Raw genomic sequence first — 25,535 nt, 5'->3', positions numbered from 1 at the left:
GGTGGGAGGCGACCAAAGTCTAGGGATGATCCGACTTAGGGGGGACGCGAAAGGTCAGGGCGTTCGGGCACTCTGGGAGCCATGAAGGGATTCCTGAGGCTGGTCGGGGTGGTCTTCCTCATCCAGGGGGTCGGCGGGGCGGTCAACAATCTGCTGGGCTGGTGGCGCTGGGCCCATGATCTGCTGCTGGTGAACCGGCTGGAGTTTCTGCGGGGCTATGAGGTGGTCGTCGGCGCCGTGGTCGCGGCGATCGGCTTCGCCCTCTACGCGCTGGGAGCGGAGAGCGGAGAGGCGGCCCGGAAGGAGGAACCCTCGTAACGAAAGGCGGCTCCGCGGCCTTGATCCCCCCGAGCGGACCGCCGGTGGCCGGGAGCGGTGGACGAGCGGTAGGGAAGATGGTGTGCGCGGTCACCGCGTCAGGTGTCTTGGGCCGGGGCGGGCGGGGTGGTGGATCGCGGGGCCACTACGCTCGGGGCCATGTTCGACCAGCTCACCTGCCACTGTCTTCTCTGCGTCGAGCAGGACGTGGAGCTCGACGAGATCGACCGGAGCACCATGCCGCACGTGCGGGAGCACGGATGGGCGGTGATCATGGTGCCGGAGGACGAGGACGGGCCGGGGTGGGCGTTCACCGTCGGACTGTGGCACACGCTCCGCTCGCCCGAGGTGGCGATGTTCGGCCTCGGCGTCGAGGTGATGAGGAGCTGCCTGAACACCCTGGCCGACGCGATCGCGGCCGGTCACCGTCTGGTCGCGGACCAGAAGCGGGACGATGTCATCAGGGGCTATCCCGTCCTCACCAGAAACGTGGACGAGAGCTGGTACCGGTCGCTGTTCGGTACGGCGCTGCATTTCTACCGGCGGCCCCCGCTGCCGTTCGTGGAGGTCCTCTGGCCCGACGCCGCCGGCCGGTTCCCCGGGGAGGCCGATGCCAGGCCGGAACTGAGCGATCGCCAGCCCTCGCTGTGGATTCCCAAGGACGATCACGCTCCGGGGGTGTGGACGAAGCTGCCCTGAGCTCGGCTTCAACGGCGGAAAACTCGGCTAGGACAATCGCGGCGGAGGTGTAACAGAACAGCGGATCCGGACAGGTAGCGGTAACGAGTCCCCGTCGAAAGGGAACAGCGTGGCCCCCCCTGATCCGAAGCCGTACTTCGAGAAGATCTACGACGCGTACTATCCGGATCTTCTCGCCTACGTGCGGCGGCGCACCGACTCCCCCGACGACGCGGTGGACGCGCTCGCCGAGACGTTCACCACGGCCTGGCGCCGGCTGGCCGACATCCCCGAGGGGAACGACGCCAGGCTCTGGCTCTACGGCGTGGCCCGGCGGGTGCTGGCCAACCGGCGGCGGGAGGAGACCCGGCGGACCGTGCTGGCCGTACGGCTCCGCACCGAGCTGGCGGTCTGGGCCGAGAACTTGGTCGAGGAGGATCGCGACGGGATCCGCCGGGCGTTCATGCGGCTGAGCCCCGGCGACCGGGAGCTGCTCTCCTTGGTCAGCTGGGAGGGGCTCGACAGTCAGGAGATCGCGAAAGTGCTGGGCTGCTCGCGCGGCGCGGTACGCCTGCGGCTGCACCGCGCCAGGAAACGGCTGGCCAGGGAGCTGGACGCGGCGGGACTCGACATGGCCAGGTACGGCTCGCGCGCTATCGCGCTGGCGAAGGGGCAGCTGTGATGAACGACGTCGACCGTCTCGTCGCGGGAATCGCCCCCGATCCCGGCCCCGGCATGACCCCCGGGGGCAGGGAACTGTTCGACGAGATCACGGCCGCCCAGGCCGCCGCCCGTGTCCGGCGCCGATTCGCCGGGTTCCCCGGCCTCCGGTGGAACGCCCACCGCCCGGCCCCGGGCGCCCGGCGGCGACGGTGGCGCCTCGCCGTACCGGCCGTCACCGGACTCACCGCCGCGCTCATGATCTTGGGCTGGCTGTTCCCCGGCGGGTTCGGCACGACTCCGGCCTCCGCCGCTCTGGACATCAGGCGGGAGGGCGACTACTACGTCATCACGGTGAAGAATCTGCTCGCCGCCCCGGAGATGTACGAGCACGAGCTCAACGCCCGGGGCCTGCACATCAAACTCCGGCTCGAACCGACGTCCCCCAGCAGGGTCGGTCACATCATCGTGGTGAACGGAGGCGTGGAGGGGCTGCGGCGGGGACGGGTGGTGTCGGAGAAGGACTCCATCACCACCATTGAGGCCTCCGGCTCCTGCCACCGGTTCACGGGCTGCCCGATCGGCCTGAAAGTGCCGGTGAGCTTCACCGGAAAGGGCGAGATCCGGCTCGGCAGGGAGGCCCGTCCAGGCGAGAAGTACATGATCTTGACCGGCATGGGCCTGCCCGGCGAGCCGCTCCACTGCGTGGACTACATCAATGGGACCGTCGACGAAATGCTGCCCATCCTGCGACAGCACGGCGTGGAGCCGAAGTTCACCTTCTACGCCAAGAAGGAGACGTCGAGTCCGGTACCGGGCAACTGGTATGTCCACGACGATGTCATGACCGAACCCGGCAAAGCGCTCATACTCATCGATCCCAAGCCCAACCCCTCCCCCCGCCCGATGGACGACTTCTGCCCCAACCGTCCCTGAGCCCCGAGGTTCCCGGCTAACCCCTGCCCGGCACCTCAAAGACCCGGGAATCCCCCGCACCACCTCCCGCTGACCCCGTGCTCCCATCCGTCGCGCAGAGGAGCACGGGGCCGGAACCGTTCCTCGCCCGCCGCACGGCCCGTTTCGCATGCGCGCGATCACCCCTCCCCCTCTTCCGCGACTTCCACGACGACGATCGGATTCGGCATGCCCGCAGACATCCGCCCAGCGGCGATCCCTCGGATCCGCCGCGCGCTCGCGGCCCACCTGTCCACCGTGACCCTCGCGGCCGGCCGCGCGGTCGCCGTGGCCCTCGTGACCCATCGACTTTTCGCCGCGCTTCTCGCGTCGGCCGCGGCCCTCCGTGTGGTCACGATGCTCGGCTACCGGCCCGCCCTGCTCTACTGGTACGACTCCTTCACCTACCTGGACGCCGCCGTCCACCTGAAGCCCGCGTCCGGTTTCCACCCGATCGGCTACCCGCTCCTGCTGAGAGCCCTCTGGCCGTTCCACAGTGTCGAGGTGATCGCGGGTGTCCAGCACGCCATGGGACTCGGCACGGGGCTGATGCTCTACGCACTGCTCCGCCGCAGGTCGCTGCCTGTCTGGGCGGCGGCACCGGCCGCCGTGCCCGTCCTGTTCGACGCCTCGTTCCTGCGACTGGAGCATGCGGTGCTGTCGGACACGCCGTTCATCTTCCTCGTGGTCGCCGGGCTCACCACCCTGATGTGGTCGCCGCGCCTCTCGGTCCGGGCCGCCTTGGGAGCGGGCCTGCTGTTCGCCGCGGCGGCGCTCACCCGGACGATCGCGCTGCCGCTGTTCATCCTGATCGTGCTCATGCTGGCCGTACGGCTCCTGCCGGCCGTACGGCGCGGCGAACCAGGCGAATGGCAGGGCGGACCACAGGGCGGGGAGCGGAGCAGGCGGCGGGGCGAGGAGCGGAACGGAGGGCGAGGCCGGAGGCGGAGCGGGTGGTGGCCCCTGGGGGTCATGACGGTCGCCGGGATCGTGCCGCTGGTGGCGTACGCGGGCTGGTACGGCCACCACCACGGCAGGTTCGCCCTCAGCGGCTCGGACGGCGTGGCGCTCTGGGCGCGCACCATGACCTTCGCCGACTGCTCGGTGATCAAACCACCGCCGCCAGAGGCGAGGCTCTGCCCGAACGGCTCGACCGCCGACGCCGCCTCCGAGTACGTCTGGGCGCCGGACTCCGCGCTCAACCGGCTCCCCGGCGACCGGTTCTCCCACAACGACCTGGCCCGCTCCTTCGCACTGCGCGCCATCGCCGCCCAGCCGCTCGACTATCTCCACGACATCGCCCGGGACACCGCGCTCACCTTCGCCTGGACCCCGATCGCCCACCCCGGACGGACGACTCCGGCTTTCGGCTTCGCCCACGGATACCGGTCACTGCCCGGCCGGCCCCTGATCGACGAGATGCGCGAGGTGTACGCCCCGGACATCCGCGGCCAGCGTTCGGTCCGGCCGTACTCCGATCTGCTGATCGCCTATCAGTATCCGGCGTATCTGCGCGGCCCGCTGATCGGCGTGATCCTGCTGGTGGGGGCGGTCGGCGCGGTGCTGCGGTGGCGTGGTGTGCCGCTGCCCTGGGTTGTCGCGATGTTCCTGCTCGTCGCCCCGGTGGCCGTCCTCGACTTCGATCATCGCTACGTGCTGCCGGTGATCCCGGTCGCCTGCCTCGCCGCCGCGCCGGCCACCGTGAAGATCACCGCGAGGATTGCCGCGAGGATTGCTGCGGGAATTCGAGCGGGGGGATGAGAGGGGGAGCGGGGGGGATCTCTTCGGGGGCGTCGAGGAGGGAGCGTGGGATGAGGACGACCGCGGTGGCCCCGCCGAAGGCCGAACGGTTGAGGGTGACCTTGATGCCGTGGCGGGCGGCGAGCCGGCTCACCACGAACAGGCCGAGCTGTTCGCGGTCGATCAGGTTGACCTCCGGCGGGTTGGCGAGGCGCTCGTTGATCTCCTCGCACTCCCTGTCCTGCAGGCCGAGTCCCCGATCCTCGATCTCCAGCACGAAGCCTCGCGCGACGGACTCTCCCCGGATGTTCACCTGGGTGTTCGGCGGGGAGAAGACGGTGGCGTTCTCCAGCAGCTCGGCCAGCAGGAGGGTGACATCGGCGGTGGCGGAGCCGGTCAGCCTGATGCCGTCCGGCATGGGAAACACGGTGATCCGCCGGTAGTCCTCGACCTCGGCCACGGCGGCGTATACCACGTCGGGGAGGGGGGCGGGATTGAGCCAGGTACCACCCGCCGCGGCCCCGGAGAGGATGATCAGCCCTTCCGCCTTCCGCCGCATGCGGGCGGTGAGGTGGTCGAGCCGGTTGAGGTCCTCCAGCACCTCCGGCTCACTGGCCTTGCGCTGCATGGCGTCGAGCTGGGCGAGCTGGCGGTGGACCAGTGCCTGGTTGCGCCGGGCCAGGTTGCGGAAGACCTGGTTGAACCCGAGGCGGAGTCTGGCCTCGCCCGCGGCGGACTCGACGGCGGTGCGCTGGACGGTGGAGAACGCCCGGCTGATGTCGACGATCTCCAGTGTGCAGCCCTTCGCGACGATCGGCGGCACGCTGACCCCAACCTCCACGGCCTCGCCGCCGCGGAGCTGTTCGACGGCCCTGGGCAGCCGGGTCTCGGCCAGTTCCAGGGCCGTCCGGCGCAGCTCGCCCAGCTCTCTGGCCAGTCCTCCGCCGAACCTGGCGGACAGGACCACCACCCCCACGATCGCCACCAGGCCGAAGCCGCCGGCGATGACGATCTCCGCGATGATCCAGCCCGCGGCGTCGTCGACACGCCCGTTCAGCAGCCGTGACCGGGTGGCGAGGAGCCGGTCCATGCTCCCGCCCAGATCGGCGGCGACGGAGTTCCAGAGAGCACTTTCCTCCGGGAGCCGGGAGGTCTCGACGATCTCCTCCTCCAGGGAGATCAACTTCTGGTGCTGGGCGGAGGCCAGCAGCGTGTCGAAGGGGCCGCGCAGTTCGTCGTCCAGGGTGGCGGTCCCCTCGGTGAGCAGCAGCAGCCGATTCGGCGCGATCACCTCGACCGCCTTGTACTCCGGGCGCTTCAGGCGGCCCGCGAGGATCGCGCCGGCGACCAGCGCGTCCTCCCTGGACATCATGTCGCGGGCGTGGGCGATCCGCTGGAGGCCGACCGCCTGCTGGTAGAGGTCCACATTGGAGGCGGTGACGAGCCGGTCCTGGAGGCGGTAGACCGCGTCGACGACGCGGCTGAACGACTGGACGGCCCGTAGCCGGTCGGACACCCGGGCGTCGACGTCCGCGCGTAGCGTGGGCAGCTTGTCCGCCTCGGCGACGACCTGAGCGATCGCCACGCGCACCTCGGAGCCAGTGGTCGTCATGGCCTCCATGGAGGTGGCCTGCCCGCGGAAGGCGGTGACCGCCGCGTCGGTCAGATTCCGGGCATCGGCCAGCCCAGGCTTCTGGCCGACAGTTCCGCTCAAGGTGACGGCTGAGAGCTTACGCTCGGTCTGCACCGCGATGACCAAGGCCGTCGACGGGACCGCCACGCGCTCATACAGCGTAGCGGCTTGGCGCAGTTGAAAAAAGTCGCCGATGACGTGACCTGTAACGAACATCCAGAGCCCGATAAGAGCCACGATCGGGAGGCTGAGCAGCGCGTACAGCTTGGAGCGAATGGTGCAGTATAACATGTCACCACGCTTGTAATATCGATAAATGTCACGAAAGGTAGCAGGTTAACACCCGGTAGTGGCCGTCGTCTGGGAATCCCAGATGCCCCTCGTCCGAGGATCGCGGCAACATGGGGGCCAGGTCCAGCCCCCGGCGCGACCGCATCCGGTTCCTCCAGGCCGACCGCCCGGCTGGAGCGGCGGAGCAGATCGAGATGGAGCACGGGGACCGGTTGGAGTACCCGCGGGTCACGGCGCGCGAGGGGGGATCCCACCCTTGGACGACGTGGCGTGACGTCCATCGGACTACGAGCCCGCCTGCTGGGAGAGAAGATCCCAGGCGATGTCCAGCGCCGGGACCAGGACGACGATCCCGATGCCGTCCGTCAGCAGCACCACCAGATAGTTCACCAAGGCGGTGCCGGAGTCGACGCCCTCCTGGAGCCAGACGTCGGTGAACACGAAGAGCAGGCCGAGCCCGGCCGCGGCGAGCGCCCCGAAGGCCGTCACGATGTGCCGGAGCGCCTCGTTGGAGATCTGCGGGAACGCCGCGAAGATCAGCGCGGCGATGGCGCCGACCAGGCCGTTCGCGACGCTCCAGTTCCACCAGAGCAGGCCGGAGCCCTGGATCAGATCGATGACGACGTTGCCGGCGAGGCCGGCGGAGAAGCCCGCGACGACACCGAACCGCTTGCCGAAGAGCGGCACCAGCGCGAACGCGGGCCGGATGGCGATGCTCTGGGTGCCGGGAATGATGAGGCTGAACAGGCCGAGCACGGCGTAGAGGGCCGCGCCGATGACCGCCCGGGAGCCGACCGTCCACGGTGAACGGCGGAGGGGTAAGGAGTCGATGCTCATGAGGGGGGTTCCTTACCGGCAGGGGATGAGGCATGCGCTGTTCGGGGCGCGCGACCGACCCGGCGGCCAGACGCTTACCGGCCGCCAACAGGCCGGCTAGCCGAAGAATTGCGTAAATAGCGGCCCGCAGCCGCTTATGTCAGCCTTTCGCGTCTTCCGTCCGGTCTATTGCAGGATTCGATTAAAAACGAGAGCGGGCCCGCTGACAATGCTCTTGCAGTCATAAAAACCATCAATGACCACATCTGATCGCCTCGAAGATCGGTTCCGCCCACATGGCCCCCCGGGTCCGGGCGAGATGCCCGATGACATCGGCCCCCGCCCGGGCGGCTTTCCCGGGCACATCCGCCTTCCCCGCCCGGCCGGGGTTCCGGCGCCGGAGCACGGGCCAGGAAGAAGGCAGGAGAGAAAGGGAGAGGAGCCGGGGGACGAATTGAGGAGGCGAGGAACCGGCGGGCCCGGAAACCACACTTCACGGATTCACAGACATCGGAGCAATATGTCGCTCCGCGGGATTGTCTCGCCGACGTTTTCCTATCGGAAGACATCCGGCATCAAGGCCGGCGTTCCCGGATCGAGCGCGGCACGGGTTCGGCGACACCCGTCACAGGGCACGCCCCCTGGCCGGCCCCCGCACCGGAGGGCGGAACGAGCTCGAACGGCCCCTCGGAGGCAAGGTCCCGGATCGCCGCGAGCGGGCAGTGATCCCGAGCCCTCCGGGACAGGGCTTCGCGGCCGTCATCGGACCGCCCCGGACGCACGCGGGCGACGGCGGGCGACCTTCCACCTTCCGCCCTCCACCGTCCCGATGCCGGCCGGTGAGCGGCGAGGCCGATCCCGGGGCACGGGTCCGCCGGAGTCACAGGCGCGCCCCCGGCGGGACTTCGACCGGGCGGGTCAGGTCGAGGTGATCATGAAGGCCAGGCCGAGCAGGACGACGACGGGGATCAGCCACACCACGGCCTCGACGGCGAATTCCTTGTACACGGCGAGCTTCTCCCTAAGTTCTGGCATGTCTATAAAAGAGATAAAGGACAGCCTATGCGCATTTGACGAAAACCCATACTCGGCCGTACGGCACAGCAGGCCGGACCCCGGCGACGTCCGGCGCACCCCGATGTCACAGAATGGATCGCAGTCACTACTTACCGTAGAGAAGAGGCGGGCGATGGCGGACGCGGACGACGAGGGGCTGGAGCTCCTCGACGAGCGACTCATGATCGGCACCGGCTTCGCCGAGGACGAGCGGTCCAAGGCCGTCGAACGGCTCGCCCCCCTCGGCAAACGGCTCCGCTCCTATCCTCCCGGCTCGGCGGAGTTGCGGCTGAGCGTCAAGAATCGCGGCCGGGCCGAGCAGAAGGTGACCTTGGAGTGCTGGATCGCCCGCGCGGAACCGCTGGTGGCCAACTCGACGGCACCGGAGTTGGCCACCGCGCTGACCGAGGTCCGCGAGGATCTCATCGAACAACTGGAGAGGCTCAGGACCAAGCGAGACCCTCGCCACGCCCGCCCCCACCGGCCGTGATCCCGCGGCGGACCGAAGTGAACGGAGGCGCCGAACGCGGAGGCGCCGAACGCGGAGGTGCCGAACGCGGAGGTGCCGAACGCGGAGGTGCCGGGCATGGTGAAATCCGGCGAAGTCCGGGATCATCGGGGAAAGTGCGGGAGATCGGGGTCCCCCGCCCCCCTCATTCTGTATCGATCACTAAAATACGGCCCCGCCGAGTTTCTTTAGCGATCGCTATAGAATGCTCCGGGTGAGCAGACGGCGCAGCTTCGATCGGGACACCGCGCTTGAGAGCGCGCTCCTGGAGTTCTGGCGATACGGGTACGAGGCGACGTCGATCGCCTCCCTCACCGCCGCGATGGGGATCCGTCCGCCCAGCCTCTACGCCGCCTTCGGCGACAAGCGCCGGCTGTTCGACGCGGTGATCCAGCGATACCAGAAGACCTACGGCACCTTCCTGGCACGGGCGATGGCCGAGGAGCCGACCGGCAGAAGGGCGATCGGCCGCCTGCTCCGCGACGCCGCCGCCGAGTACACCAACCCGGCGCACCCCCCGGGCTGCCTGATCATCAGCTCGGCGGTCAACTGCGGGCCCGAGTCGGCGGAGGTGGGGGAGGCGATGCGCGAGCTCAGGGAGGCGGCCAAGGCCGGGATCGGCGCCCGCATCGCCAGAGACGTCACGGCGGGCCTGCTCCCCGAGGACACCGACATCGACGCCCTCGCCGCGTTCTACGCGGGCACCCTGCAGGGCATGTCCGTCCAGGCCCGCGATCGCGCACCCCGCGAGCAACTGGAGCGGATCGCCACCCTCGCCATGCTCGTCTGGCCGGACCCCTCCGACGGGTGCCCGCCGGAGGGACGGTGACCGTCGGCGGGTGTCCGCCGGAGGGTGTGCTCCGGAGGGTGTCCGTCCGGCAGGCGTTCGTCTGGAAGGGGTTCTTCGGAGAGCGTTCGTCCGGAGGGTGTCCGTCCGGCAGCCTTTCTCCGGAAGGCGTTCGTCCGGAGGGGCCGTGTTCACCCGGAGGGACGGCGTTCGCCGGAGAAGGACCGGCACGTCTCAGGGTCTCGGGGAGGTGTTTTCCATCACAGGCCGGTGATGTGGGCCGGTCACGCGGGACCGCAGGAGCGCGGCGCGGGCATATGCGCGTGCGCCCGATGTGGGTCGGTCACGGGGGATCACACTCCCCGACCTGGCACCCTATAGGGATCTATCACGGGACACGCCCCCATAACCAGCGGTGACCTGCGGCCATGCCCATCTCCGAGCGGCTACCGTGGGTACGGACACCCGGGAGGAGACCATGCGACAGCTGAGGCGCGGCGCGCCCGTTGGCTGGCTGCTCGCGCTCCTGCTCCCGCTGCTCGTTCCCGGAGGTCCGAGCGGCGACACCGTCACCGCCCTGCTGCGGCACTCGACCGTCACCGCGGTCACCGCGCAGCACCAGCCCCTGTCCCGCCAGGCCGCCCCCGGCGGACGGCAGCACGACTTCACCGCGCCCCTCACCGGGGTCGCGGCCGGAGCCGGTGGCTGCCATCCGGTCGGGGCCCCTCCGCCGGACGCCCGGCATCCGTCGCTCGCCGCCGGTCTCGACTCCAGGGCCGCCGGCGGCGGCAGTCCACGTCCGCTGTCGGCCCTGCTGGTCAGGCCGGGCCGGGCTCCGCCCTCCACAGGCGTCTGAGGCACCCCGGAGCCGTTCCGGGCGCTTCGCCGTACCCACGCTCCGGATACCTCGCCGCGCGCGAGAACGGTCCGGGCGCTTCACCACGCCCGAACCGCAGGTGCCTCACCGTGCCCGGGCTTCAGGTGCACCGCCGTACCCGAACACTTTCCCAAGCCTGTGGAGGCTTCCATGTCGCGTGCCCCTGTGGTGCGCGCGGTGGCGGCATTGGCCGTCATCGCCATCTCACTTTTCGTCGCGTTGACCATGTCCCCGCGCCTCGGCCTCGACCTGCGCGGCGGCACCCAGATCGTGCTGGAGACCAAGGACTCCCCCACCCTCAAGGCCGACGCCGAGGCCACCGACCGCACCCTTGAGGTGCTGCGCCGCCGGGCCGACGCCCTGGGCGTGGCGGACGCCCCGCTGGCCCGCTCCGGCGAGCGGCGCATCATCGTGGAACTGCCCGGCGTGCAGGATCCGACCAAGGCCGCCGAGGTCATCGGCAAGACCGCGCAGCTCACCTTCCACCCCGTCGTGGCCGTGGCCGACGAGACGACCAAGGCCGGCAAGGGCCAGCAGATCGTCTCCGACGAGGACGGCATGAAGCTGCTCATCGGCCCGGCCCGGCTCACCGGGGACGGTGTCGGCGACGCCGAGGCGGGGACCGACCCCCAGCAGGGCGGCGGCTGGTTCATCACGGTGGACTTCCGCAAGGACGGCCGCCAGGCGTGGGCGAAGCTGACCGGCGAGGCCGCCTGCCAGCCGGTGGGCGACCCGGGACGGCGGGTCGCCATCGTGCTCGACTCCAAGGTCATCGTCTCACCGCAGGTGAACGAGGACGTGGGCTGCGGGGTGGGGCTCACCGGCGGCTCCACCCAGATCACCGGCTCTTTCAGCGTCGAGGAGGCGCAGGACCTGGCCGCGCTGATCAAGGGCGGCTCGCTGCCCGTGCCCGTGGAGATCGTCGAGCAGCGGACCGTCGGCCCGACGCTCGGCGCCGCCGCGATCGCGGCCAGCGCGCAGGCGGCCGTCATCGGCGTGGCGCTCACCGCGCTGTTCATCGTGGTGATCTACCGGCTGGTGGGATGGCTCGCCGTCGTGGCCCTGGTCTGCTACGGGCTCATCTCGTACGCGGCGCTGGTGGCGCTCGGCGCCACGCTCACCCTGCCGGGCCTGGCGGGCTTCGTGCTCGCCATCGGCATGGCGGTGGACGCCAACGTACTGGTCTTCGAGCGCGCCAGGGAGGAGTACAGCGTCGGGCCGAAGCTCAGGCCCGCGCTGGAACAGGGCTTCCGCAACGCCTGGAGCGCGGTGGCCGACTCCAACATCACCACGCTGCTCGCGGCCGGACTGCTGTTCTTCCTGGCCTCGGGGCCGGTGCGGGGCTTCGGCGTCACGCTGAGCATCGGAGTGATCGCCTCGCTGATCACCGCCATGGTCATCACCCGGGTCCTGGCCCAGTGGGCGGTAACCGTGCCCGCGGTGGCCAAGCGGCCCCGGATCACCGGCCTGGCGGACATCGGACGGGTCCGCAAGTGGCTGACCTCGCACAACCCCAACCTGATGAGGTGGCGGACGGTCTATCTGGCGGCCACGGGCGCGGTGGTCGCCGCCGCCCTGGCCGGAGTGGCGGTCCGGGGGCTCAACTTCGGGGTGGAGTTCACCGGCGGCAGGCTGATGGAGTACTCGACGAGCGTGCCGATCACCGCCGACGCGGCCCGTGAACTGGTCAGCGAGGCGGGGTTCCCGAACGCGGTCGTGCAGTCGTCGGGCGAGGACATCTCCGTACGGACCGGCCAGATCGGCTCGGCCGACGCGGCGAAGATCGAGGCGGCGCTGGAGAGCGAGGGGGCGAAGGTCACCAAGGAGCGCGACGAGCTGATCGGCCCGAGCCTCGGGGACGAACTGCGGCGCAACGCGCTGATCGCGCTGGGCGTCGCGCTCGCCGCGCAGCTCGCCTATCTGGCCTTCCGGTTCCGCTGGACGTTCGGCCTGGCGACGGTGATAGCCCTGGTCGCCGACGCGGCGATCGTCGTCGGCGCGTTCGCGTGGCTGAACAAGCCGGTGGACGGGATCTTCCTGGCCTCGATGCTCACCGTGATCGGCTACTCGGTCAACGACAAGGTCGTGGTCTTCGACCGCGTCCGCGAGCTGTGGGGGCTGCGGCGCAAGACACCGTTCGCCGAGGTGGCCAACACCGCGGTCCTGCAGACCGTGCCCCGTACGGTGAACACGGGCCTGGGCGCGCTGTTCATCCTCGCGGCGCTGGCCGTACTCGGCGGTGACTCGCTGACCGACTTCGCGGTGGCGCTGCTGATCGGCATCATCGTCGGCACCCTGTCCTCGACGGTGGTCGCGGCACCGCTGGCGATCATTTTCGAGAAGCGCAACTCGGCGCCGCCGCCGCAGGGCCGGAGTGGGTCCACCACCAGGGCCCGCGCGGGGTCGGGCGCCGTGCTCTGACCTCGGAGGAGGTCACGGAGAGCTCCGCGCCAGACCTCGGCGAGGTCTGGCGCTGGGCTCTCCCCGAAAGCCGCGGGCCGGGCTGAAGGCCGCGGGCCGGGCCCGGGGCCTTCAGAAGGCCACGGGTCCGGCCAGAGCCTCTCGGAAGACCGCGGGCCGGACCGGGGCCTCTCGGAAGACCGCGGGCCCGGCAGGGGTTTTCCCTCGGCGGGGCATCTCCCGCTAGTGTGCTGAGGTCTGATTTCCCTGCTGCCGGAAGGCGGATGCACCCGTGGCGGACGACTACGCGACGACTTTCAAGATCATAGATGTCGACGGCGACGGCCTGATCTCGGCCACCGAGATGACGCGCCTCATGGAGGTGCTCGGCCAGCCGATCACCCCGGAGGCGGCCGCCGCGGCCATCATCGGAATCGACACGGACGGTGACGGCCTCATCTCCCTGGAGGAGTTCGCCGGTTACCTCGGATAGACGCCGGGCGGACCCCGACAACGGACCTCCCTCCCGCCGGGGCCCGGCACACCGCCTGTGAGCCGGGAACAAGCGGCTGCCGGCGCTTCGCCTCATCCGCGACAAGGCCAGGGCCGGGCCCGCGTTCGAGGCCGAGAGGGGTGGGGGCGGTTCCCGGCGTCCGGCCTCGACGGGGTGTGATCGGCGAGACCCGTGAACCTCGGGTCTCCACCGGTCACGGGCTCAGCGGGCGGTGAGATAGACCTGGCCGAAGACCTCCGAGAGCTTCTTGAGGTCGGCGGCGACGTCCGTCTCGGGGGTGGCCGGATCGTAGACGGCGGCCACCCGGCGCTGGATCGGGGTGAGCTTCTTCAGCTCGTCCCAGGCGGTCAGCCGGTTCACCGTCCCCTTGGCGTCCTGGACCCGGGTCCAGACGTTGACCTGCTGGGCGGATCCGTCCAAGACCGGCTTGGAGACCCGGGCCGCGATCTGCTCGCCGGTGACCTGGCCGACCAGGCCCGTCTCCTCGGCGGTGACCTGTGCCAGGACGTCCCAGGCGCGGGCGCGGACCTGGATCCACTGGTTGCGCCGCGCCTGCTCGGCGTTGATCTTCCAGGTGTCGTAGCCGCCGTGCAGCAGGCCGCTGTCCAGGGAGACCTGGTCGACACGGCCCGAGACCAGGTGCGACTCGATCCTTTCGGGGGCGAGCAGCGGGTACCGCTTACGCGTCTCGCTCTCGCAGGTGTCGTCCGCGCCGCAGGCGAGCTCGGGAACGACGGTGTGCACGCCCAGCCGCTTGCCGGGGGCCACCTGGCGCAGCGCGGCCGACGCGGCCGTGACGAAGGCGTCGACCTCGCCGCCGGTCTTGAACGTGGCGTTGTAGCCCAGCTGCGAGCTGAACCGGATACCGGCCACCTCGGGCCGCGCGGCCAGCGCGCCGATCCGTTTGACGGCCGAGGCGAAGCCGGCGGCTCCGGCCTTCCAGTCGTCGGCCAGCTCGGTGTCGATCCAGACCCTGAGCCCGTTGGTCTTCGCGGCGGTGATCGCCTGACCGGCGGGGCTCTGGGCGGCCGCGGCGATCTCCTGCGCGGTCGGAGCCGGGATCTGGGCGGTGGCGGCCTGCGTGGCCGGGGCGCCGGTCTGTGTGCCCGTCTTTCCGGTGGAGGTGGCGGGGTCGGCCGGGCTGCCCGGCTCGGGCGCGCTCTGCGTGCCGTCGCCGCCCTCCTCGTAGCCGGCGACGGAGCACTCCTGGCCGGACTCGCACTCGGGCGCCCCGCCGTCCTCCGCGCCCTCGGGGAGCGGGGTGTTCTCGTCGCCGACGGTGCCGTCACCCTCCAGCGCCGGGCAGGAGCTTCCCGGCGCCGAGCAGTCGATGAACTTGCCGTCCGTCGGGGTGGCGCTCTTGAGCTTGGCCGCGTCGTTCTCCGCCCAGAACTTCACCACGTCGTACGCTTCGCCGGGTTTGGTCATCCACCTGCACACGATGAAGGCCGGGGCGTCGGCCCCCATCAGATCGTTGCAACTACGAGGGTCGTCCTGCGAGTTCTGCGAGGAGGCGACGGCCGCGGGGGTCACCGCGCCGATGACCGCGAGCATGGCACCGACGGTGAGAGTCCGCCGTACGTTGAATCCCATGTCTGAACTCCCCGGTAAAGCCGGTCAAAACGATCGTATTGCACTTTATATGGATCATCATCCCCCCAACAGCCCCGGTCAAAAAGTCGTCAAACTTCCGCCATGCCACATTCAGCTGGGATAGGCCATACCAGTAGGCCATAACACATAAAAATGAGGCGTCCCATCCGTCCGAACCTCCAGGCGCCCGGCCGGCTCCCCCGGCGCCCCGGTCCTCTCGAACGCCCCCATCTCCCGGACGGCCCGACTCCCCTGATCCGGGGCCGCCCCGACGCGAGTCCACCAGGCTCCGGTCCACCACGACGCGGGCCATACCGCCGGGAGCGGGCCTCTCCACGCCCCGCCGTACGCACCACGGATAATCGGGGACATGTCTCCAGCCCAGCGGGTGCCCTGAATGCCGGCCGAGTCCTCGCAGACCCTGGAACGCGGCCTGCGCCTGCTCCGCCTGCTCGCCGACGGCCACCGCGGTCGCACCCCGACCGAACTCGCGGCCGAACTCGGGCTGAGCCGTCCGGCGGTCTACCGCCTGCTCACCACCCTGCAGAGCGAGGGTTTCGTCCGCCGGGACGGCGACGGCCGTGTCCACCTCGGTTTCGGCGTGCTGGTCCTGGCCCGCGCCGTCCAGCCGCTGCTCCGCGAGGGCGCCCTTCCCACCCTGCGCAGACTCGCCGAGGAGGTCGGCGCGACCGCGCACCTCACGGTGGCCGAGGGGGACGACGGGCTGGCGGTGGCGGTGGTCGAACCCTCCTGGACGGACATGCACGTCGCCTATCGGGAGGGCTCCCGTCACCCCCTCACCCGAGGAGCCGCCGGGCTCGCCGTCCTCGCCCTGCGGCAGGGCCGTACGGGCTACGTGGTCACCGAGGGGCAGCTTCAGGAGGGGGCGCGGGGCGTGGCCGCGCCGATCACCGATCTGCCCTGGCTTGAGGCGTCGGTGGGGGTGGTCGCCTTCACCCCCCTTGACCCCGAAACGGTGGGTCCCCGGGTGTCCGCCGCCGCGGCCGAACTGGCCCGCTCCCTGACCTGACCCGGCCTGACCGGACACCGGCGGCGGGCCCCGCCTACATGGTGTTGACGATCAGACCGATGTGGGTGAAGTAGTTCAGCGCGCCGAACAGGGTGAACGCGAGGCCCGCCAGGAGGAGGCCCACCCCCGCCGCGACCGCCATGATCGTGTTGTAGGTGGGCATCTTCGTCCAGTCGATCTTCAACTCCGGGGCCGCCTGGACCAGCCGCGCCACAATCACCCCAGCTATCGCCATAGAGAGACATTGCCCTAAGTAGTGATACCAAAACGGTGTGTGGCCAATCCGGTGCGCGGCGGCGGACGACGGGGACCGGGGACCGCGCGACGCGGTCCCCGGCCGACCGTCACCGGGTGTGGTGGAGACGGTCGTAGAGGACCGCCCACCGGTCGGGGTGGACGTGCGCCACAACGGTGCCGGGGGCGACCTCGGCGGCGGTGAAGGCCGCGTCGACCCGGTCGGCCGGGTAGCGCAGCCGCATGGTCGCGTGCAGGGAGCCGCCCAGGCCGGTGAACCCGTAGTCGACGAAGGCCGGATAACCCGGCAGATCGGGCGCCTGAGAGCGGCGTTCGATCCGCAGGATGGCCGAGTCGGCCGAGGGAACGGGCCGGAACACCTCACGGTCGAGGCGGCCCAGCAGCTCCCAGCCGTACCAGGGCCAGGTCCGCACGGTCAGCATGCTCCACCGGCCGAAGTCGCCGGTGCGTTTGCGGGCGTACTCCAGTTGGGTGGTCAGGGTGGCCGAGGTGAGTCCCGGCGCCCGCAGGCACCAGTCAACGATCTTCGAGGTGATCGCGTAGGGGATGTTCCCGGCGACCGCGAACGGCTCGCGCGGTGCGCGGGCGGACAGGAAGTCTCCCCTGACGACGCGGACGCGGGCGTCGTGCCGGGTGCCGGCCGCCAGCCTGCCGGCCAGCCGCGGATCGACCTCATAGCCGACGACCCGGCCGCAGGTCTCGGCGAGCGCCCGGGTCAGGACGCCCTCCCCCGCGCCGGGCTCCAGGATCAGATCGTGCGGGCCGACGGCCTCGACGAGTCGGGCGATCGCGTCCGGATCGACCATGAAGTTCTGCGACAGGGTGCGCCTGGCCCGGTCACGGTCGGTTCTTCCGCCGCCGGTACGGGCTTTCCTCTGGGTGTGTGAGTAGTTTCCGTGAGCGAAGGACTGCGCCACAGTGTTGCCCTTTCGGGTCCGAGATGAAGTGGTCTCGGAAGGCCCGGGGCACGCGTGGGAAAGGGCGGGATCCCCTCCCTACCGGCCCGGAGCCGGGCTGCGGCGCAGACGGATGAAAAACTGCGGTGCGCGACATGTGAACGACATGGGATTCACGTTACGGAGCGGCACGCCGCGCACACAAACGGTTTTCGGCCGGTGCGTTCCGGTCTCGTACCGGTGCGTGCCGGTACAAGACCGGTGCGTGCCGGTACGAGATCGGGGTTTCCCGCCGGATCGAGCGGATGGCCGCCGCCCGCTGTCACACAGGCGGCGGCCACCCTGGATTACGCCGTGACGGCGCCCTGCAGCAGGGACCGGTGGCGTAGCATCCATGCCGCCGAACGCGCCTGCCAGGCCAGCGCCCAGAGCGGCGCGGGGTCGCCGGACTCGGGCGTGATCCGCGCGTCGATCGCCACGGACGCGCAGTCACGGACGGCGTACTCGATCATCCGGTTGACGAACCCCTCCCGGTCGGCCGCGGAGAGCCCGTAGCCGTCGAGGAAGTGGCGCAGCTGTGCCGCGCGCGCCGTCGCCTCCGGCAGGTTGCGCCGGGCCGCGATGTCGTCGTCGTGCAGCTGCGCGTTCCACCAGGCGACGCCGGCGATCTCGTCCAGACGGTCGGTCGGACCGGCGCTCGTCCAGTCGATGAAGGCGACCGGCCGGCCGTCGCGCGCCACGATGTGCCAGGGGCCCGCGTCCCTGTGGCTGATGATCGCCTCAGGGGACGCGCTGTGGAACGGCCACGGCTGCCAGACCGCGTCCGGTGGCGGCCGGAAGCTCGCGGTGGCGTCGTGGAGCTCGCGCAGCAGCCCGCCGACCCGCCAGACCCCCTCATCGGTCCAGGCGTGCGGGTGGGTGAACTCGCCGTCGATGTAGGTGACGGCGTCACGCCCCTGGTCGTCGTAGCCGTCACCGGCAAGACGCGGGCTTCCGGTGAAGCCGACGTCCTCCAGGTGCCGCAGCAGGGCGTGCACGGTCTCGGTCCACGGGGCCGCCGGACGCAGCACCGTGTCGCGGTGCCGGAGCACCGGGGTGGGATTGCCCTCGGCCCCGCGAAGGGGCTCGAAGGAGGATTGCGAAGACACCTGTGCTCCTCGTGATCGAAGTGGTGACACCACGGACATGGGCACCACGCAGGCAAGATCGCGGGGCTCTCCCCGCGGTCATGAAAGATCACCTCAATGTGAGGAGCGCGTCAGCGAGCGGCTCATCGCCGACCGGACGGATCCGGTCCGAGTCGCCGGATCGCGTGCGTCAGAGTGCGACGAACTCCTGGATCGAGGTGCGAGACGAGGCCTTGCCAAGAACCATGATCGCCATGATCAACCTCCCGATGGCGGGCTGGAAACGTCGTGGAGACGCTGCCACCGCGGAGTCCGGCCGCGCAACACCTTTTCCGGCGCCCCCCAGGCTCCAACGCGGCCCCGGCGGGGAGGCGATCGTGGCCGGCGGATCCACTTCGCCGGCCCCCGAAAGGAGCGGGGAGTCCTCTTGGTCCTCCTCGGCTCCGCGCTCGCGGAGAACGTGCCAATACGTAATCGAGGGCCTGACGCATCCTGCATAAACTATGTTTCCTCCCTCATGGCGCAGGACAACCCGTCAGAGCAATTCTCGTCCCCCGGATCCTCGAAACAGGATGAAAAAGGCCGGCCGGCCCGGGTTCGTGATGACGGGGGACACACGGAGCGATCCATCTTGACACGGGGTCCCGCCGGCGGAATCCGGTTACTCCGGATCCATATACGGCTGTTTTATGAAGAAATACTAAAACCCTGACCCAAATGGCTACAGATAGTCAGAATCAGCTACCCTGAGCAAGATCATGCGAAACAGGGGTTTTGACAAAACAAGCCATTGACAGCGTCAGAGGTCGTTCATAACATGCGTACACCGGAGATACCACTCCGGCGATCAATCGCTGATCGAGCATCCCGCCGACCACAGCGCCACCCCTTTAATCCACTGCAGTTCCCCTGCAGAGCGGGTAGCTGAACCATCGGTGTATCAACATGGCCTTAGGAGGGATTCTGCATGCTCAAAATGATGGCGATCGGCGGCGCAGCCATGGCACTCCTCGCCCCGATCAGCTCGCCTGCGAATACCGCGGACTCGATGCCTCCGACCAACAAGGTCAAGGTGGAGGTCGTGACGGTTAACGGCTCGGGCTGCCCCCGTGGATCGGCGGTCGTGACAGAAAGGTCCGACAACACGGCCTTCACGGTCACCTACAGCGACTTCCTGGCACAGGCCGGAGTCGGCGCCAAGCCGACCGACTTCCGGAAGAACTGCCAAATCAATTTGCGGGTGCATGTTCCTCAGGGATACACCTACGCGATCGCTCAGGCCGAATACCACGGCTTCGCGCACCTGGAGGAAGGGGCGTCCGGCCTCCAGGAGGCGAACTACTACTTCCAAGGCAGCTCTCAGACGGTCCCGGTCAGCCATGTGCTCAACGGCCCGTTCGAGGGCGGCTGGCAGAACACCGACACGGCTGACGTGGAGGCGTTGGTATACAAGCCCTGCGGCGAGGATCGCGGCCTCAATATCAACACCGAACTAAGAGTCAATGTCGGCACCTCGAACCCGGAGAAGACGACCAGCTTCATGACGATGGACTCCACGCGCGGGAGCGTGCACACCGTCTATCAGTTCAGCTGGAAACGCTGCCTCTGATTCAGTAATCGTCGACTGACAATAGAAGGGATTCTTCGTGCGCAAACTCATGGCTGTCGCCGCGGCGGTCGTGGCATTCATCGCCACGGCCACCACCCCGGCGAATGCCTGGCCCGCCGTCCCTCCGCCAGACAAAATCATCATCGATGTCGCAACGGTCAACGGCTCAGGCTGCCGGCCTGGGACGGCCGCGGTGGCCGTTTCACCCGACAATATGGCCTTCACGGTCACCTACAGCGACTTCCTGGCGCAGGTCGGAGTCGGCGCCAAGCCGACCGACTTCCGGAAGAACTGCCAGCTCAACCTGCTCGTGCACGTTCCCCAGGGGTTCACCTACGCGGTCGCTCAGGTCGACTACCGCGGCTTCGCGCACCTGGAGCCGGGCGCGACCGGCGAGGAGAGGGCCAACTACTACTTCCAGGGGCACTCCCAGACCACATCGACCACCCACAAGCTCCAGGGTCTGTTCGAGAACAACTGGCAGAACACCGACACGATCGACGTGGCGCAGCTGGTCTACCTGCCCTGCGGTGAGATGCGCAGCTTCAACATCAACACGGAACTGCGCGTGAACGCGGGCACCTCGGACACGACGAAGACCACCAGCTTCATGGCGATGGACTCGACGGACGGCAGCATCGCGACCACGTACCACTTCTCCTGGAAGCAGTGCCCCTGAATCCATGGAAACCCTGACACCGTACCGGTGACTCAGTGAGTGCCCGCCGCCCGATCCGGATTCGGATCGGGCGGCGGCTTGCCGTCGTCACCCGTTCCGGCGACGACGTTCATGTTTGACATCGTCCCACGGGTGGCGGATGGTTGTTCGTATAGAGGACGCATATGTCCGATAAGCGGACGAAATTGGGAGAAGCGGATGCCGTACTACCGCGTCGTGGGTGAGATACCGCGCAAGCGACACGTGCAGTTCCGGCGGCCCGACGGTGGGCTGTACGCCGAGGAGCTGATGGGTGAGGAGGGGTTCTCCAGTGACTCCTCCCTGCTCTACCACCGGTACCTCCCCACCGCGATCATCAAGGCCGAGGCGGTCGAGCCCCCCGCGGCGACGGCGCTCACCCCGAACCTGCCGCTGTCGCCCCGGCACTTCCGCACCCAGGACCTGCCGGCCGGCGGCGACCTGGTCACCGGGCGCGGGCTGCTGGCGGGCAACTCCGACGTCCGCATGTCGTACGCCGCGAGCGAGACGCCCAGCGAGCTCTACCGCAACTCCATGGGCGACGAGTGCGTCTACATCGCCTCCGGCCGGGTCGGGTTCGAGTCGACCTACGGCGCGATCGAGGCGGGCGAGGGCGACTACGTCGTCATCCCGACCGGAACCGTTCACCGCTGGGTCCCCCGGGGCCGCGTCACGGCCTTCACCGTCGAGGCCTCCGGGCACATCCGCCCGCCCAGGCGCTACCTGTCCTCCCACGGCCAGTTCCTGGAGCACGCCCCCTACTCCGAGCGGGACCTGCGTACCCCGCGGGAGCCGCTGATCGCCGAGGGCGAGGAGGTGCCGGTGCTGGTCCGCACGCGCGGCGGGCTGACCCGGCTGGTCTACCGCAACCACCCCTTCGACGTGGTCGGCTGGGACGGCTGCCTGTATCCGTACGCGTTCAACATCAACGACTTCGAACCCGTCGTGAAGCGCACCCACGCCCCGCCACCGGTGCACCAGACCTTCGAGGGGCCGAACTTCGTGATCTGCTCGTTCTGCCCCCGGCCACTCGACTTCCACCCGGACGCCGTCCCGATCCCCTACAACCACCACAACGTCGACTCCGACGAGCTCATGTTCTACGCGGGCGGGGACTACACCGCGCGCAAGGGCTCGGGCATCGACGTCGGCTCCATCTCGCTGCACCCGGCCGGGTTCACGCACGGCCCGCAGCCCGGCGCGGTCGAGGCCGTCATCGAGGCGGTACGGCAGGGGCACACCACCACGAGCGAGCTGGCCGTGATGGTCGACACCTTCCGCCCCCTCGACCTGGGCCCCGCCGGACTGTCGGCCGAAGACCCCTCGTACGCCTGGACCTGGGCGCGATGAGGCTCTTCCACGCCCTCGTCGACGACGCCGGGCTGTTCCCCCCGACCGCGCTGCCGATGGCCGAGGCCCTCAAGCGGCACCGGGCCGATCTGGCCGGGGGCAGCCCGGTGCTCACCCACCGCCTCCTGTGCGCGGCCGGGCGGCTGCCCGAGCTCCGCGCCCACCTGGACGGCCTGCCCATCCGGCTCGGGCTGATCCTCGACACCCCGGACCTCCCGCCGGTCGGAGATCTCGACGTCGAGCTGGTCGAGGTGCCGGGCGGGCGGGCCGTCGCCCTCGGCGATCTCGCGGCCCGCCAGTTCGTCGAGGTCGTCGCCGACCGGCCGCCCGTGGACCCGCCCCCCGGGGTCGGGCTCAAGATCAGGTGCGGCGGGACGTCAGCGGCGGCCTTCCCCTCCGCCCACGACCTGGGCGCCTTCATCGCCCACTGCGTCGAGCGCGGACTCCCCTTCAAGGCCACGGCCGGGCTGCACAACGCGGTCCGCCACTTCGACCCGGTGCTGGGCGTGGACCGGCACGGCTTCCTCAACCTCGTCCTCGCGGTCTGCGCCGCCGTGGAGGGCCGGGACCCGGTGCCCGTGCTGAGCACGACGGACGTGGGCGAGCTGGTCCGGCTGGCCCGTGCCGTACCGGACGGGACCGCGGGACGGGCCAGGGAACTGCTGGTGTCGTACGGCTCGTGCAGCACCAGAACCCCGATAGACGATCTGCTGGCCCTCGGCCTGATCACAGAACAGCACGCCGGCGCGGCCGGCGTCACCGGCACGGAGGAGAGCGCGTGATGGCCTGGGGTCTGGAGAACCTGCCCTACGGGGTCTTCTCACGGCAGGAGGGCGAGACCCCTCGCGTCGGCGTGCGGTACGGCGAGCACGTCGTCGACCTCGCCGGGGCCCTGCACGACGAGGTGTTCGCCACCGGCTCGCTCAACGCCTTCATGGCCAGGGGCGCGACGGCCTGGCGGGACACCCGGGCGGTGATCCAGAACAAGCTGAGCACCGACCGGGGCGCCGTCGAGCCGCACCTGATCCCGCTGGAGCGGGTCACCCTGCATCTGCCGATCGAGGTGGCCGACTACGTCGACTTCTACTGCTCGCTGGAGCACGCCTCCAACCTGGGCCGGATGTTCCGGCCGGACGAGGAGCCGTTGAAGCCGAACTGGCGGCATCTGCCGGTCGGCTACCACGGCCGGGCCGGGACCGTGGTGGTCTCCGGCACCCCGATCACGCGGCCGTCCGGGCAGCGCGGCGCCGGGGTCTTCGGGCCGTCGGCCAAGCTGGACATCGAGGCGGAGCTGGGGTTCGTCGTCGGCACGCCGACCGCCCTGGGGACGCGGGCCGGCCGGTTCGCCGACCACGTGTTCGGCGTGACGCTGGTCAACGACTGGAGCGCCCGGGACATCCAGGCGTGGGAGTACGTTCCGCTGGGGCCGTTCCTCGGCAAGTCCTTCGCCACCTCGATATCCCCGTGGATCACCCCGCTCGCGGCGCTGTCACAGGCCCGGGTCCCGGGCAGGGAGCAGGATCCCGAGCCGCTGGACTACCTGCGGCGTCAGGAGCCGTGGGGGCTCGATCTGACGCTGGAGGTGTCGCTGAACGGCGAGGTCGTCTCCCGCCCGCCGTATGGGGGGATGTACTGGACGCCGGAGCAGATGCTCGCCCACCTGACCGTCAACGGCGCGAGCCTGCGCACCGGGGACCTGTACGCCAGCGGCACGGTCTCCGGCGCGCGGCCGGGGGAGCGGGGGTCGCTGATCGAGCTGACCTGGAACGGCACCGAGCCCCTCAAACTGCCCGACGGTTCGGCCAGGGCCTTCCTGGAGGACGGCGACACCGTCACGATCACCGCGTCCGCTCCCGGCCCCGGCGGGGCCGTGATCACTCTGGGCGAGGTGTCGGGAACCATTAGATCCGCCCAGTAGGTCCGTGTTGTTACTCGGCGTGCTTCATTGATCACCTCTCGCTACCCTGGGGCGCCCGAGTACTCGCGAACTTCAAAGGCAGGAACCAATGCGGCGCGCCGCGGGATGTCTCCCGATCGTTCTCCTCCTGCTCCCGGTCACGGCCTGCTCGTCGGTCGTGGCCGGGAGCGGCGCTCCACCGGGGACGGCGCCCGGCGTGGAGATCGTCCCCGCGCCGGGCACGACGGGGGCCGAGACCGGCCGGGGCCTGACCGTCCGGGCCGGCACGGGCACGCTGACCGGGGTGACCGCCTACGCGGGGGGCGCCCCGGTGCCGGGCCACTTCGACGGCGCCCGGTCCACCTGGCGCTCGGACTGGGCGCTCACCCCCGGCCGGGAGTACGTGGTCAACGTCACCGTCTCGGGGCTCGGCGGCGTCCCGGTGACCACCTCCGGCAGGTTCCGCACACTCGTCCCCGCCCGGACCTTCGGCATCCGGTCCGTCACCCCCTTTCCGGGGGAGACCGTCGGCGTCGGCATGCCGATCATCGTCGGGTTCGACACACCCGTGGTGGACAGGGCGGCCGTCGAGCGGGCGCTGGAGGTGCGCTCCACCAAACCGGTCGAGGGCTCGTGGCACTGGACGGGCGACAGCGAGGTGGTCTACCGCCCCCGCCGCAACTGGCCGGCCCGGCAGCGGGTCTCGTTCACCGCGCACCTGTCCGGTGTCCGCGCCGCCAAAGACACCTACGGCACATCCGACCACGAGACGCCCTTCGCGGTCGGCCGCGAACAGGTCAGCCTCATCGACACCCGCCTCCACCGGATGCGGGTCAGGCGGGACGACAGGCTGGTCCAGCAGATGGCGATCAGCGCGGGCATGGGCACCACCAGGGAGTACACCACCACCAGCGGCGTCCACCTGACCATGGACAAGGGCAACCCGGTCCGCATGGTCTCCCCCGGCCGTAAGAAGGGCGAACCCGGCTACTACGACCTGATGATCGACCACGCGGTCCGGATCTCCAACAGCGGCGAGTACGTCCACGCGCTGAACAACGTCTGGGCTCAAGGTAGCCAGAACGTCAGCCACGGTTGCGTCAACGCCCGCCCCGACCAGGCCGCCTGGTTCTTCGCCACCTCCCTGCGCGGCGACCCCGTCGTCATTCGCGGCACCGACCGGGAACTGGAGTGGAACAACGGCTGGGGGTACTGGCAGCTCCCCTGGAGCGAGTGGCGCGGGGGGAGCGCGCTGCCGGCCGCCCAGCCGCCGCGCCCCTGGGTCTCCCCTACCCCCCAGCCCCCGCGATCACCGTGACGGGCGGCCCTGCCGCTCCCCCGGAAGACGGCATACGGTAGGGGAAGGGAACCTCCGGGACATCCGAGCCGTTCAACTATGTAGGAGGGCCGGGGCATGGATTATTGGGTCATCTGGTTGATTCTCGCGGTGGTGCTGGGTGTCGCCGAGATCTTCACCCTGACCACGGCCCTCGGCCTGCTCGGCGGCGCCGCCCTGTTCGCATCCATCGCCGCCGGCCTCGGCCTGCCGCTCCCGCTCCAGCTCGTGGTGTTCATCGCCTCCCTGGCGGCCGGGGTGGTCGTGGTACGGCCGATCGCCAAACGTCACCTCATGCCCCCGTCGTCGGATCGGCGGTTCGGAGTCCAGGCCCTCGTCGGCAAGCACGCCTACGTCCTGCGCGAGGTGACCGGCAGGGACGGCCGGGTGCGAATCGGCGGGGAGGAGTGGTCGGCCAGGGCGTACGACGAGACGCTGGTGATCCCAGCGGGGGCGGTCGTCGACGTCATTGAGATCGAGGGTGCCACCGCCCTCGTGTATCCCCGGGAGTAA

At 69.9% G+C, this 25,535-nt stretch carries 24 protein-coding genes; 18 read left to right on the top strand and 6 right to left on the bottom strand.

The window, feature by feature from the left end; all coding sequences use genetic code 11:
- The first annotated feature begins 81 nt into the window (after positions 1-81).
- From ABZ194_RS16605 to ABZ194_RS16585, 5 genes are all read left to right on the top strand, one after another.
- Positions 82-318, top strand: a complete 237-nt coding sequence (locus tag ABZ194_RS16605; RefSeq protein WP_355596946.1) for a hypothetical protein — start codon at positions 82-84, stop codon at positions 316-318.
- A 159-nt stretch (positions 319-477) separates the two neighbouring features.
- A complete protein-coding gene (locus ABZ194_RS16600) occupies positions 478-1,017 on the top strand; it encodes a DUF4262 domain-containing protein (protein WP_355596944.1) in 540 nt (179 codons plus the stop codon).
- Between the two features lie 109 nt (positions 1,018-1,126).
- Positions 1,127-1,678 carry an RNA polymerase sigma factor gene (locus ABZ194_RS16595; RefSeq protein WP_355596942.1) on the top strand — a complete coding sequence of 184 codons (552 nt, stop codon included), beginning with the start codon at positions 1,127-1,129 and terminating at the stop codon, positions 1,676-1,678.
- A complete protein-coding gene (locus ABZ194_RS16590; protein ID WP_355596940.1) occupies positions 1,678-2,592 on the top strand; it encodes a hypothetical protein in 915 nt (304 codons plus the stop codon). The genes ABZ194_RS16595 and ABZ194_RS16590 overlap by 1 nt, the downstream gene beginning before the upstream one ends.
- Before the next feature lie 207 nt (positions 2,593-2,799).
- Entirely contained in the window at positions 2,800-4,371 is a 1,572-nt protein-coding gene (locus ABZ194_RS16585) for a hypothetical protein (RefSeq protein WP_355596938.1), read from the top strand.
- Here ABZ194_RS16585 and ABZ194_RS16580 read toward each other — a convergent pair.
- The gene (locus tag ABZ194_RS16580) at positions 4,319-6,274 is read right to left on the bottom strand and encodes a nitrate- and nitrite sensing domain-containing protein (protein ID WP_355596936.1); all 1,956 of its coding nucleotides are present in this window, start codon (positions 6,272-6,274) and stop codon (positions 4,319-4,321) included. The two genes, ABZ194_RS16585 and ABZ194_RS16580, sit on opposite strands and share 53 nt — an antisense overlap.
- 285 nt (positions 6,275-6,559) lie before the next feature.
- On the bottom strand, positions 6,560-7,111 hold the full coding sequence (locus ABZ194_RS16575; protein WP_355596934.1) for an ECF transporter S component: 552 nt from the start codon (positions 7,109-7,111) through the stop codon (positions 6,560-6,562).
- Between the two features lie 1,168 nt (positions 7,112-8,279).
- Here ABZ194_RS16575 and ABZ194_RS16570 point away from each other — a divergent pair.
- From ABZ194_RS16570 to ABZ194_RS16550, 5 genes are all read left to right on the top strand, one after another.
- Positions 8,280-8,636, top strand: a complete 357-nt coding sequence (locus tag ABZ194_RS16570; protein ID WP_355596932.1) for a hypothetical protein — start codon at positions 8,280-8,282, stop codon at positions 8,634-8,636.
- Positions 8,637-8,859: 223 nt separating this feature from the next.
- Entirely contained in the window at positions 8,860-9,483 is a 624-nt protein-coding gene (locus ABZ194_RS16565) for a TetR/AcrR family transcriptional regulator (RefSeq protein WP_355596930.1), read from the top strand.
- A 436-nt stretch (positions 9,484-9,919) separates the two neighbouring features.
- On the top strand, positions 9,920-10,297 hold the full coding sequence (locus ABZ194_RS16560; RefSeq protein WP_355596928.1) for a hypothetical protein: 378 nt from the start codon (positions 9,920-9,922) through the stop codon (positions 10,295-10,297).
- A gap of 171 nt (positions 10,298-10,468) precedes the next feature.
- Positions 10,469-12,739 carry a protein translocase subunit SecD gene (gene secD / locus ABZ194_RS16555; protein ID WP_355596926.1) on the top strand — a complete coding sequence of 757 codons (2,271 nt, stop codon included), beginning with the start codon at positions 10,469-10,471 and terminating at the stop codon, positions 12,737-12,739.
- A gap of 271 nt (positions 12,740-13,010) precedes the next feature.
- Positions 13,011-13,211 carry an EF-hand domain-containing protein gene (locus tag ABZ194_RS16550; protein WP_355596924.1) on the top strand — a complete coding sequence of 67 codons (201 nt, stop codon included), beginning with the start codon at positions 13,011-13,013 and terminating at the stop codon, positions 13,209-13,211.
- A gap of 222 nt (positions 13,212-13,433) precedes the next feature.
- Here the strand turns inward: ABZ194_RS16550 and ABZ194_RS16545 are convergent, their stop codons facing one another.
- On the bottom strand, positions 13,434-14,825 hold the full coding sequence (locus tag ABZ194_RS16545; RefSeq protein ID WP_355596922.1) for a hypothetical protein: 1,392 nt from the start codon (positions 14,823-14,825) through the stop codon (positions 13,434-13,436).
- Positions 14,826-15,222: 397 nt separating this feature from the next.
- Here ABZ194_RS16545 and ABZ194_RS16540 point away from each other — a divergent pair, with 397 nt between their 5' ends.
- Positions 15,223-15,855: a helix-turn-helix domain-containing protein gene (locus ABZ194_RS16540; protein ID WP_355596920.1), complete on the top strand. Its 633-nt coding sequence runs from the start codon at positions 15,223-15,225 to the stop codon at positions 15,853-15,855.
- Positions 15,856-15,889: 34 nt separating this feature from the next.
- On the opposite strand, the gene ABZ194_RS16535 is transcribed toward ABZ194_RS16540, so the two are convergent.
- The 3 genes from ABZ194_RS16535 to ABZ194_RS16525 form a co-directional block, all read right to left on the bottom strand.
- Entirely contained in the window at positions 15,890-16,090 is a 201-nt protein-coding gene (locus tag ABZ194_RS16535; RefSeq protein WP_355596918.1) for a hypothetical protein, read from the bottom strand.
- Positions 16,091-16,199: 109 nt separating this feature from the next.
- Positions 16,200-17,027: an ErmE/ErmH/ErmO/ErmR family 23S rRNA (adenine(2058)-N(6))-methyltransferase gene (gene erm, locus ABZ194_RS16530; protein WP_355596916.1), complete on the bottom strand. Its 828-nt coding sequence runs from the start codon at positions 17,025-17,027 to the stop codon at positions 16,200-16,202.
- A 326-nt stretch (positions 17,028-17,353) separates the two neighbouring features.
- Complete coding sequence (locus ABZ194_RS16525; RefSeq protein WP_355596914.1) at positions 17,354-18,154, bottom strand: phosphotransferase; 801 nt, start codon at positions 18,152-18,154, stop codon at positions 17,354-17,356.
- A 946-nt stretch (positions 18,155-19,100) separates the two neighbouring features.
- Here ABZ194_RS16525 and ABZ194_RS16520 point away from each other — a divergent pair.
- The 7 genes from ABZ194_RS16520 (at position 19,101) to ABZ194_RS16490 (ending at position 25,535) form a co-directional block, all read left to right on the top strand.
- The gene (locus tag ABZ194_RS16520) at positions 19,101-19,742 is read left to right on the top strand and encodes a DUF4360 domain-containing protein (RefSeq protein ID WP_355596912.1); all 642 of its coding nucleotides are present in this window, start codon (positions 19,101-19,103) and stop codon (positions 19,740-19,742) included.
- 49 nt (positions 19,743-19,791) lie between these two features.
- Positions 19,792-20,421: a DUF4360 domain-containing protein gene (locus ABZ194_RS16515; RefSeq protein WP_355597009.1), complete on the top strand. Its 630-nt coding sequence runs from the start codon at positions 19,792-19,794 to the stop codon at positions 20,419-20,421.
- A 198-nt stretch (positions 20,422-20,619) separates the two neighbouring features.
- Positions 20,620-21,789 (top strand): homogentisate 1,2-dioxygenase domain-containing protein, encoded by a 1,170-nt coding sequence (locus tag ABZ194_RS16510; protein ID WP_355596910.1) that lies wholly within the window; start codon positions 20,620-20,622, stop codon positions 21,787-21,789.
- Complete coding sequence (locus ABZ194_RS16505; protein WP_355596908.1) at positions 21,786-22,571, top strand: hypothetical protein; 786 nt, start codon at positions 21,786-21,788, stop codon at positions 22,569-22,571. The genes ABZ194_RS16510 and ABZ194_RS16505 overlap by 4 nt, the downstream gene beginning before the upstream one ends.
- The gene (fahA, locus tag ABZ194_RS16500) at positions 22,571-23,707 is read left to right on the top strand and encodes a fumarylacetoacetase (protein ID WP_355597007.1); all 1,137 of its coding nucleotides are present in this window, start codon (positions 22,571-22,573) and stop codon (positions 23,705-23,707) included. The genes ABZ194_RS16505 and fahA overlap by 1 nt, the downstream gene beginning before the upstream one ends.
- An 88-nt stretch (positions 23,708-23,795) precedes the next feature.
- The gene (locus ABZ194_RS16495) at positions 23,796-25,004 is read left to right on the top strand and encodes an Ig-like domain-containing protein (protein ID WP_355596906.1); all 1,209 of its coding nucleotides are present in this window, start codon (positions 23,796-23,798) and stop codon (positions 25,002-25,004) included.
- A 96-nt stretch (positions 25,005-25,100) separates the two neighbouring features.
- Positions 25,101-25,535, top strand: coding sequence for an NfeD family protein (locus ABZ194_RS16490; protein ID WP_355596905.1), 435 nt, complete (start codon positions 25,101-25,103; stop codon positions 25,533-25,535).

The sequence above is a fragment of the Streptosporangium sp. NPDC006007 genome (assembly GCF_040614315.1).
GTDB lineage: Bacteria > Actinomycetota > Actinomycetes > Streptosporangiales > Streptosporangiaceae > Streptosporangium.
The sequence above is the reverse complement of the archived record's forward strand: the minus strand, read 5'-3'. Positions and strand labels throughout refer to the sequence as shown.

Coding starts and splice junctions, on each gene's coding strand:
- ABZ194_RS16605 (WP_355596946.1), top strand. CDS start 82: ATGAAGGGATTCCTGAGGCTGGTCGGGGTGGTCTTCCTCATCCAGGGG.
- ABZ194_RS16600 (WP_355596944.1), top strand. CDS start 478: ATGTTCGACCAGCTCACCTGCCACTGTCTTCTCTGCGTCGAGCAGGAC.
- ABZ194_RS16590 (WP_355596940.1), top strand. CDS start 1,678: ATGAACGACGTCGACCGTCTCGTCGCGGGAATCGCCCCCGATCCCGGC.
- ABZ194_RS16585 (WP_355596938.1), top strand. CDS start 2,800: ATGCCCGCAGACATCCGCCCAGCGGCGATCCCTCGGATCCGCCGCGCG.
- ABZ194_RS16580 (WP_355596936.1), bottom strand. CDS start 6,274: ATGTTATACTGCACCATTCGCTCCAAGCTGTACGCGCTGCTCAGCCTC.
- ABZ194_RS16575 (WP_355596934.1), bottom strand. CDS start 7,111: ATGAGCATCGACTCCTTACCCCTCCGCCGTTCACCGTGGACGGTCGGC.
- ABZ194_RS16570 (WP_355596932.1), top strand. CDS start 8,280: ATGGCGGACGCGGACGACGAGGGGCTGGAGCTCCTCGACGAGCGACTC.
- ABZ194_RS16565 (WP_355596930.1), top strand. CDS start 8,860: ATGCTCCGGGTGAGCAGACGGCGCAGCTTCGATCGGGACACCGCGCTT.
- ABZ194_RS16560 (WP_355596928.1), top strand. CDS start 9,920: ATGCGACAGCTGAGGCGCGGCGCGCCCGTTGGCTGGCTGCTCGCGCTC.
- secD (WP_355596926.1), top strand. CDS start 10,469: ATGTCGCGTGCCCCTGTGGTGCGCGCGGTGGCGGCATTGGCCGTCATC.
- ABZ194_RS16545 (WP_355596922.1), bottom strand. CDS start 14,825: ATGGGATTCAACGTACGGCGGACTCTCACCGTCGGTGCCATGCTCGCG.
- ABZ194_RS16540 (WP_355596920.1), top strand. CDS start 15,223: ATGCCGGCCGAGTCCTCGCAGACCCTGGAACGCGGCCTGCGCCTGCTC.
- ABZ194_RS16535 (WP_355596918.1), bottom strand. CDS start 16,090: ATGGCGATAGCTGGGGTGATTGTGGCGCGGCTGGTCCAGGCGGCCCCG.
- ABZ194_RS16520 (WP_355596912.1), top strand. CDS start 19,101: ATGCTCAAAATGATGGCGATCGGCGGCGCAGCCATGGCACTCCTCGCC.
- ABZ194_RS16515 (WP_355597009.1), top strand. CDS start 19,792: ATGGCTGTCGCCGCGGCGGTCGTGGCATTCATCGCCACGGCCACCACC.
- ABZ194_RS16510 (WP_355596910.1), top strand. CDS start 20,620: ATGCCGTACTACCGCGTCGTGGGTGAGATACCGCGCAAGCGACACGTG.
- ABZ194_RS16505 (WP_355596908.1), top strand. CDS start 21,786: ATGAGGCTCTTCCACGCCCTCGTCGACGACGCCGGGCTGTTCCCCCCG.
- fahA (WP_355597007.1), top strand. CDS start 22,571: ATGGCCTGGGGTCTGGAGAACCTGCCCTACGGGGTCTTCTCACGGCAG.
- ABZ194_RS16495 (WP_355596906.1), top strand. CDS start 23,796: ATGCGGCGCGCCGCGGGATGTCTCCCGATCGTTCTCCTCCTGCTCCCG.
- ABZ194_RS16490 (WP_355596905.1), top strand. CDS start 25,101: ATGGATTATTGGGTCATCTGGTTGATTCTCGCGGTGGTGCTGGGTGTC.